6 protein-coding genes are annotated in these 8,175 nt (G+C 66.0%); 3 read left to right on the top strand and 3 right to left on the bottom strand.

The features are described 5' to 3' along the window. Positions 1-182 precede the first annotated feature (182 nt). Genes ACWD3E_RS24755 through ACWD3E_RS24745 form a run of 3 tightly spaced genes read right to left on the bottom strand, consistent with a single transcriptional unit; the run spans position 183 to position 3,720 of the window. Positions 183-1,166, bottom strand: coding sequence for an ABC transporter permease (locus tag ACWD3E_RS24755; protein ID WP_451389748.1), 984 nt, complete (start codon positions 1,164-1,166; stop codon positions 183-185). Beyond that, the gene (locus ACWD3E_RS24750) at positions 1,159-2,082 is read right to left on the bottom strand and encodes an ABC transporter permease (protein WP_451389747.1); all 924 of its coding nucleotides are present in this window, start codon (positions 2,080-2,082) and stop codon (positions 1,159-1,161) included. Before ACWD3E_RS24750 ends, ACWD3E_RS24755 begins: the two co-directional genes overlap by 8 nt. Before the next feature lie 6 nt (positions 2,083-2,088). After that, positions 2,089-3,720 (bottom strand): peptide ABC transporter substrate-binding protein, encoded by a 1,632-nt coding sequence (locus tag ACWD3E_RS24745; protein WP_451389746.1) that lies wholly within the window; start codon positions 3,718-3,720, stop codon positions 2,089-2,091. A 471-nt stretch (positions 3,721-4,191) separates the two neighbouring features. Between ACWD3E_RS24745 and ACWD3E_RS24740 the strand changes: the two genes are divergently transcribed. The 3 genes from ACWD3E_RS24740 (at position 4,192) to ACWD3E_RS24730 (ending at position 8,157) form a co-directional block, all read left to right on the top strand. Continuing rightward, positions 4,192-5,217, top strand: coding sequence for an ABC transporter permease (locus ACWD3E_RS24740; protein ID WP_451389745.1), 1,026 nt, complete (start codon positions 4,192-4,194; stop codon positions 5,215-5,217). Between the two features lie 79 nt (positions 5,218-5,296). Then, entirely contained in the window at positions 5,297-7,057 is a 1,761-nt protein-coding gene (locus ACWD3E_RS24735; protein ID WP_451389744.1) for an ABC transporter substrate-binding protein, read from the top strand. Between the two features lie 119 nt (positions 7,058-7,176). After that, positions 7,177-8,157, top strand: a complete 981-nt coding sequence (locus ACWD3E_RS24730) for an ABC transporter permease (RefSeq protein ID WP_451389743.1) — start codon at positions 7,177-7,179, stop codon at positions 8,155-8,157. Positions 8,158-8,175 lie beyond the last annotated feature (18 nt).

Genomic DNA, 8,175 nt, shown 5'->3' with positions numbered 1-8,175 from the left:
ACCTCCCACACCACACTTCACACAGCACGACCGCATCACCTCACCCTCGGGTCAAGGGCATCGCGGACCACGCCGCCGCGAATGACGAAGGACGGCACCGCAACCACCGACCTGCCCGAGGACCCCGGCAGCACCCAGCCCGGCCCCCACCTCCCACACCACACTTCACACAGCACGACCCCTCACCTCAGCTTCGGGTCGAGGGCGTCGCGGACCGCGTCGCCCAGCATGATGAAGGCCAGGACCGTGATGCCCAGGGCTCCTGAGGGCCACAGCAGGGCGTGCGGGGCGTTGCGGATGTAGGGGGAGGCCGCGGAGATGTCGATGCCCCAGGAGACGCTGGGCGGCTTCAGGCCGACGCCCAGGTAGGACAGGGTCGCCTCCAGGGCGATGTAGGTGCCGAGCGCGATGGTCGACACGACGATCACCGGGGCCACGGCGTTCGGGGCGATGTGGCGCAGCAGGATGCGGGAGTCGGGGGCACCCAGGGCGCGGGCGGCCTGGACGTAGTCGTTCTGCTTGACCGTGATGACAGAGCCGCGCGCGATACGGGCGATCTGCGGCCAGCCGAGCAGCACCATGAACCCGATGACCGGCCAGACCGTATTGCTGGTCACCACGGAGAGGAGGACGAGACCGCCGAGGACGACCGGGATGGCGAAGAAGATGTCGGTGATCCGGGACAGGACCGAGTCCCAGATGCCGCCGAAGTAGCCCGCGAGGCCGCCCAGCGCGGACCCGAAGAGGGAGACGCCGAGCGTGGCGCACACGCCCACCGTGACGGACGTACGGGCGCCGTACACGGTCCGCGTGTACACGTCGCAGCCCTGGCCGTCGTAGCCGAAGGGGTGGCCCGGCTGGGAGCCCTGCTGGGCCTTGGCGAGGTCGCACTTGAGGGGGCTTTCGGAGGCGATCGCCGAGGGCCACAGGGAGATGAAGACCAGGAAGAGGATGACGAGGGCGGAGATCAGGAAGACCGGGTTGCGGCGCAGGTCCCGCCAGGCGTCGGACCAGAGGCTGCGGGGCTTGCCCTCCGGGCCGGTGCCTTCGGGGCCTCCGGGGGTCTTCTCCAGCGTCGTCGCCTCGCTCGCCGCCAGGTCCATCGTGCCGCCCATGCCGGTGCCGGCGATCGCACCGTCGTGCTCGTGCGGCTGCTGTTCAGGCATAGCGGATCCTCGGGTCGAGTACGGCGTACAGGAGGTCGACGAGGAGGTTCGCGACCAGGAAGACCAGGACGAGGACCGTCACGAAGCCGACGACGGTCTGGGTGTTCTGCCGCAGGATGCCCTGGTACAGCTGGAAACCGACGCCGTGGATGTTGAAGATCCGCTCGGTGACGATCGCGCCGCCCATCAGCGCCCCGATGTCGGCGCCGATGAAGGTGACCACGGGGATCAGCGAGTTGCGCAGCAGGTGCCGGGTGATGACCCGGTGCCGGGGCAGGCCCTTGGCGATGGCCGTACGGACGTAGTCGGAGCGCTTGTTCTCCGCGATGGAGGTGCGGGACAGGCGGGTGACGTAGGCGAGCGAGACGGAGGCCAGCACCAGGCCGGGGACGATCAGCTCGTCGAAGGTGGCGTCCGGGGAGACGGACGGTTTGATCCAGGCCCACTGGACGCCGAGCAGCAGCTGGAGCAGCAGACCGGTGACGAAGGTGGGTACGGAGATCACGACCAGGGTGGCGAGCAGCACCCCGGAGTCCACGGGCCGCCCGCGCCTGAGCCCGGTCAGGACGCCGAGCGTGATGCCGATGACGATCTCGAAGAGGATCGCCACGATGGTCAGCCGGATGGTGACGGGGAACGCCGTGGACATCAGCTCGGTGACCTTCTGGCCGTTGAACGCCGTACCGAAGTCCCCGGTGAAGACGTTCCCCATGTAGGTGAGGTACTGCTGCCAGACCGGCTTGTCCAAGCCGAACTCCCGCTTCAGCTGGGCGGCGGTCGCCGGGTCGCACGCCCGCTCCCCGCACAGGCCCGCGATGGGGTCGCCCATCACGTTCACCATGAGGAAGATCAGCAGGGTGGACCCGATGAACACCGGGATCATCTGGAGCAGTCGCCGGACGACATAGCGCCCCATGGCGGCTCAGCTGACCTTGATCTCGTTGTAGACGGGGACGCTGAACGGGTTGAGCGCCACGTCGGACAGGCGCTGGGAGTAGCCCGCGCTGCCGTTCTGGTACCAGAGCGGGATGGACGCCATGTTGTCCCGGAGGACCTCCTCGGCCTTCTGGAAGGTGGCGACGGCCTTGGTCGGGTCGGTCTCGGCGTTGGCCTGGTCGACGAGCTTGTCGAAGTCCTTGTTGGACCACTTGCCGTCGTTGGAGGAGGCGTTGGTGTAGTAGAGCGGCTGAAGGAAGTTCTGGATGAGCGGGTAGTCCATCTGCCAGCCCGCCCGGAACGGCCCCGTCATCTTGTGCTGCCCGATCTGGTTGCGGAAGTCGGCGAAGGTGCCCACAGGGTTGCCGACGCAGGCCTTGGTGTTGCCGAGCGCGTTGTTGATGGAGTTGCACACGGCGTCCACCCACTCCTTGTGCGAGCCCGTGTCCGCGTTGTACGTGATCTTGACCTGGCCGCCGGGGATGCCGCCGCCCTCCTGGATCAGCTTCTTGGCCTGGACCGGGTCGTACTCACAGGCCTTGCCGCACAGGCCGTCCTTGAAGCCGCCCGCCGCGCCGAGCACCGGGGAGGTCCAGTCGGTGGCGGGAGTGCGGGTCTTGTTGAAGATCGTGTCGGTGATCTGGTCCCGGTTGATGGCCATGGACAGACCGGTGCGGACCTTCCCCGAGCCCGGTTTGTTCCAGGCGTTGTCGTAGAAGGGGAAGGCGAGGGTCTGGATGATGCCGGCCGGGGTGTTGATGTAGCGGTCGCCGAGGTCGTTCTTGACGTTCTTCAGCTGGGCCGCGGGCACGTCGTCGACGAGGTCGAGGTTGCCCGCCAGCAGGTCCGTGTAGGCGGTGTTGTTGTCGGTGTAGACCTTCAGGGTCACTCCGCCGTTGCGGGCCTTGTCGTCACCGGGGTAGCCGGCCCACTTCTTCAAGGACATCTGCGAGCCCTTCGCATAGGACTCGATGGTGTACGGCCCGTCGCCCACCGGCTTCTTCAGCCAGCCGGCGTGGTCGGTGAAGAAGGCGCGGGGCAGCGGGGCGAAGGCGGCGTACCCGAGGGTGTCCGGGAAGCTGGAGAACTTCTGGTTGAGCTTGACGGTGAAGGTGCGGTCGTCCACGACCTTCAGACCGGACAGGGTGTCGGCGCTCTGCGCGCCGCTGTCGGGGTGGACCTTGTCGTAACCCTCGATGTAACCGAAGAAGTAGGCGTTCTTCTGGTTGTTCTTCAGGCTCGCCCCGTAGTTCCAGGCGTCCACGAAGGACTTGGCGGTGACCTTCTCGCCGTTGGAGAAGGTCCAGCCGGCCTTGAGCTTGACGGTGAAGTTCTGGGAGTCCCGGGTGCCGATGGACTCGGCGAGCATGTCCTCGGCCTTGCCGGTCTTCGGGTCGTACTTCTTCAGCCCCCGGAAGATCATGTCGAGGACCTTGCCGCCCTGCACCTCGTTGGTGTTGGACGGCTCCAGCGGGTTCTGCGGGTCACCCCAGGAGGAACTGAGCACAGCGCCGCCTTTCCCCCCGCCGCCACCCCCGCCCCCGCCGCCGCAGCCCGTGGCGGCGAGCGCCACCGCCACCGCGCCGGCGGCCCATCGGGCGTGCGTCATTCCCCGCATGGCGTGCCTCCTCGTGATTATTGATCCGTTACCGGTCAATATCCGGGCACAGAAGACATCACGCATGCCCGCAGCCCGATTGGAGGGCCTTTAGAGGGACACGTCATCCGAATGCGGGCAGCCGTCCGGGCGCACCTTGGTGATCTTGCGCCTGATGCGCAATGGATCTCCGCGTAACGATGCCGAAACGTTGGATTCGGTCGTGTCGATGTACGCATTTCGACACACCAGCGTCCGCATATCGAACTCCTTGACCGATTCGCCCAGTTAGTCCGATGTGAAGCACGGATTTATTACAGAGCGCTACCTGCGTAGACACGATATGGTCATGCGCAGGCAAAGAAAGCAAAGAGGAGACCAAGGCGACCGAGAATTTATTGACCTTGAATGAATTGCGTTGAAAAAGTCCGGCGTAGCCCGTAGGGGAGCGCCCTGCGGAGTCATCAGACCCTCCCTTGGGCCAGGAGCACCATGACCCCCCCTACTCCATCCGCGGCTGCCCCGCTTGAGGTGACCGACGAGACCGCCGAGAAGAAGACCTCTTCTCCCGACTCGAAGGGCAACGAGAGCAGGTCCCCGGGACAGCTGGCTTGGCGCCGCTTCAAGCGGGACCGCACGGGCGTGATCTCGGCCATCATCGTGATCGCGTTCTTCGTGATCGCGCTGGCAGCGCCGCTCATCGCGAAGCTGTACGGCAAGGACCCGTACACCACCTACGGCATGAACAACGGCCTGATGGGCGACGACGGCCTCCCGATCGGTGCCAACGGCGGTATCTCCGGCGACTACTGGTTCGGCCTCGACCCGCAGCTCGGCCGCGACGTCTTCACCTTCCTGCTGTACTCGATCCGCAACTCGCTGCTGATCTCCACCGCGATCACGGTCCTCGTCATGATCATCGGCGTGGTGGTCGGCGTCACGGCCGGCTACATCGGTGGCAAGACCGACTGGCTCCTCGGCCGGGTCATCGACATCCTGCTCGCCTTCCCGCAGCAGCTGTTCTTCGTGGCCTTCACTCCGGTGGTCCTGGCGATCTTCGTGTCCCCCACCGAGAACACGCCCACGTGGCTCACCGTGACCTCCCTGATCACGCTGCTGACCGTCTTCGGCTGGGCCTCCATCGCCCGACTGCTGCGCGGCCAGGTACTGGCCCTGCGCGAGCGGGAGTTCGTCGAGGCCGCCAAGGTCACGGGTGCGTCTCCGGCACGCATCATCTTCAAGGAGCTGCTGCCCAACCTGTGGACACCGATCCTCATCCAGGGCACGCTCCTGCTGCCGCTGATGGTCACCACGGAAGCGGGTCTCGCCTTCCTGGGCGTCGGTATTCAGGACCCGACCCCCGACTGGGGCGTCATGATCGGGTACGCCGCCCAGTTCTACCAGAACGACATCACCTTCCTGTGCTTCCCCGGCATCGCGATGGTGGCCTTCGTACTGGCGTTCAACCTCCTCGGTGACTCGGTGCGCGACGCGCTCGACCCGAAGACCAAGCGCTGATCCCGGCCCTCTTCAGGACCACGGCAAACACGCCGGGGTGCCGGATCTCTCTCATCAACTCACTTCAAGGCAGGATGCGATGTCCTTCTCGCGCAGAAACTTCCTGATAGCCACCGGTGTTGCCGCCGCCTCCAGCTCCGTGCTGACCGCGTGCAGCAGCGGCAGCTCCAGCAAGAACAACACCGGCAAGCAGGAAGCGGCCAAGGCCCACACGACCTCCGTCAAGATCGGCACGGCGGAGGACTCCAAGGGCCCGGCTCCGGAGGTCACCGGCGCCAAGAAGGGCGGCAAGGTCTCCCTGCTGAACGACGACGACTTCTCGCACCTCGACCCGCAGCGCGTCTACTACGCCTGGAACTCGCTGGCCGCGATCGTCCTCTCCCGCACCCTGACCGGCTACAAGGTCGCCGACGACGGCTCCATGACCCTGGTCGGCGACCTCGCCACCGACACGGGCACCATGAAGGACGCTGGCAAGACCTGGTCCTTCACCCTGAAGGACGGCGTCAAGTGGGAGGACGGCTCCGACGTCACCGTCGACGACGTCCGCCACGGCTTCGAGCGCGCCTTCGCCAACTTCATCACCGAGGGCGCCTCGTACGTCCAGAACTGGCTTGTGGGCTCGCAGGACTACCGCAAGTCGTACCCCGGTCCCTTCAAGGGCAAGCACCTGAAGTCGATCGTGACGAGCGGGAAGACCATCACCTTCCACCTCTCCGAGGCGCGTCCGGACTTCAACTACGTCCTCGCGATGCACTCCTACGCGCCGACCCCGGTGAAGCACGACACCAAGCAGGACTACGACAAGAAGCCGTTCTCCAACGGTCCTTACAAGGTCAAGTCGCACACCACCGACAAGTCGATGGTCCTGGTCCGCAACGAGCACTGGGACCCGAACACGGACCCGATCCGCAACGCCTACCCGGACGAGTTCGACTTCACCTTCGGCATCGAGCAGGCCACCGCGGCCGACCGCCTGATCGCCGACGTCGGCCCGGACCAGTACGCCGTCTCCTGGCGCACGGTTCCGCAGGAGAAGGTCATGCAGGCCACCGCCAAGGCCAAGGACCGCCTCTTCGAGGACCTGAGCAGCGGCACCAGCGTCTACTGGATCAACCAGACCCGCATCACGGACATGAAGGTCCGCGAGGCCATCATCCGTGCCTGGCCGACCGCCGGCATCCGCCAGCTGCAGGGTGGCTCGCACCGCGGTGACTACGCGACCGGCATCATGAGCCCGCTGGTCGCCGGCTACAAGGCGCAGGACGTCTGGGGCAAGCTGGCGAAGCCCGCCGGTGACCCGGCGGCGGCGAAGGCGATCCTGAAGAAGGCCGGCAAGCTCGGCACCAAGATCGTCTACGCGTACCAGAACGACCCGACCCAGGCCAAGATCAAGGTCATCGTCGAGAACGCCCTGAAGGCGGCGGGCTTCGAGGTCGTCACCAAGGGCATCGACTCCACCACCTGGTACGACCAGGTCGGCAAGATCGACAACCAGTACGACGTCTACTGGGGTGGCTGGTCCGCCGACTGGCCGACCGGTTTCTCGGTCTTCCAGCCGCTGTTCCAGGCCGACCAGATCCGCGACGAGGGCACCAACTACTGCCACCTGAAGAACGCCGACGTCGACGCCGCCATCAAGGCCGCCACGGCGGAGACGGACCAGAACAAGGCCAACGAGATGTGGGCCGCTCTGGACAAGCAGGTCACCGAGCTGGGCGCCTTCATCCCGGACGTGTACATGAAGCGCCTGTACATCCACGGCTCGAAGCTCGGCAACGTGAAGATGGACCCGAACTTCGACGGTTGCATGCTCTACAAGATGTACGTCAAGGCCTGATCCAACCCTGAGAGGTGGGGCGGCGGCCTGCCGCCCCACCCTCGGCTCGTCCACCGGGCCTCCGGTCACCCCGGCCCGGCCCGTTCCGCACGACGGCCCTCCCAGGAAAGCCAACCCCCATGCTTCGCTTCCTCGTCCGCCGATTCCTCGGCGCCGCGATCACGCTGCTGATCATCAGCGCGGTCACGTTCATGCTCTTCTACGCGGTGCCGCGCGACCCAGCCCGGATTGCCTGCGGCAAGGTCTGCACGCCGGAGACGCTCGACGTGATCCGGCACAACATGGGAATCTCGGACCCGCTGCCGGTCCAGTACTGGCACTGGCTGTCGGGCATCTTCGTGGGACGTGACTTCGCCGGCTTCGGGCACTGCAACGCGCCTTGCCTGGGCTACTCGTTCATCAAGCGCCAGCCTGTCCTCGGCACGGTCTGGGACCGCTTCCCGACGACGTTCTCCCTGGCCATCGGCTCCGCGGTCGTCTTCCTCATCTTCGGCATCGGCACCGGCATGCTCGCCGCGGTGAAGCAGGGCAAGGCCGTCGACAAGATCGCCAGCTCCTCCTCTCTGATCGCCTCGTCGATGCAGATCTACTTCGTCGGCCCGGTCGCCCTGTACTTCCTCGTGTACCAGTGGCAGCTGCTCGACCAGCCCTCGTACACGCCTTTCGCCGACGACCCGGCTGCCTGGTTCAACGGTCTGCTCGTGCCCTGGCTGGTCCTGGCACTGATCTGGACCGCCAACTACACCCGTATGACCCGCTCCCAGCTGGTCGAGACGCTGAGCGAGGACTACGTCCGCACGGCCCGCGCCAAGGGCATGAGCCGGCGCAACGTCTTCTTCCGCTTCGCCTGGCGCGGCGCGATGGGACCGATCGTCACGATCTTCGGTATCGACTTGGGCGTCCTGCTCGGTGGCGCGATGATCACCGAGAAGACCTTCAGCCTCCAGGGTCTCGGCATGCTCGCGGTGCATGCAGTAAACGACAACGACCTTCCGATGCTTCTCGGCGTCATGATCATCACCGCAGCCTTCGTGGTGATCGCCAACATCATCGTCGACGCCGTCTACGCCCTGATCGACCCGCGGATCCGGCTCGCCTGACCCCGCCTGCCCCCACCA

This window comes from Streptomyces sp. NPDC002676 (assembly GCF_053592455.1).
The sequence above is the reverse complement of the archived record's forward strand: the minus strand, read 5'-3'. Positions and strand labels throughout refer to the sequence as shown.

What these genes read in the sequence shown, in the direction of transcription:
- ACWD3E_RS24730 (WP_451389743.1), top strand. Translation starts at nt 7,177, where the DNA reads ATGCTTCGCTTCCTCGTCCGCCGATTCCTCGGCGCCGCGATCACGCTG.
- ACWD3E_RS24735 (WP_451389744.1), top strand. Translation starts at nt 5,297, where the DNA reads ATGTCCTTCTCGCGCAGAAACTTCCTGATAGCCACCGGTGTTGCCGCC.
- ACWD3E_RS24740 (WP_451389745.1), top strand. Translation starts at nt 4,192, where the DNA reads ATGACCCCCCCTACTCCATCCGCGGCTGCCCCGCTTGAGGTGACCGAC.
- ACWD3E_RS24745 (WP_451389746.1), bottom strand. Translation starts at nt 3,720, where the DNA reads ATGCGGGGAATGACGCACGCCCGATGGGCCGCCGGCGCGGTGGCGGTG.
- ACWD3E_RS24750 (WP_451389747.1), bottom strand. Translation starts at nt 2,082, where the DNA reads ATGGGGCGCTATGTCGTCCGGCGACTGCTCCAGATGATCCCGGTGTTC.
- ACWD3E_RS24755 (WP_451389748.1), bottom strand. Translation starts at nt 1,166, where the DNA reads ATGCCTGAACAGCAGCCGCACGAGCACGACGGTGCGATCGCCGGCACC.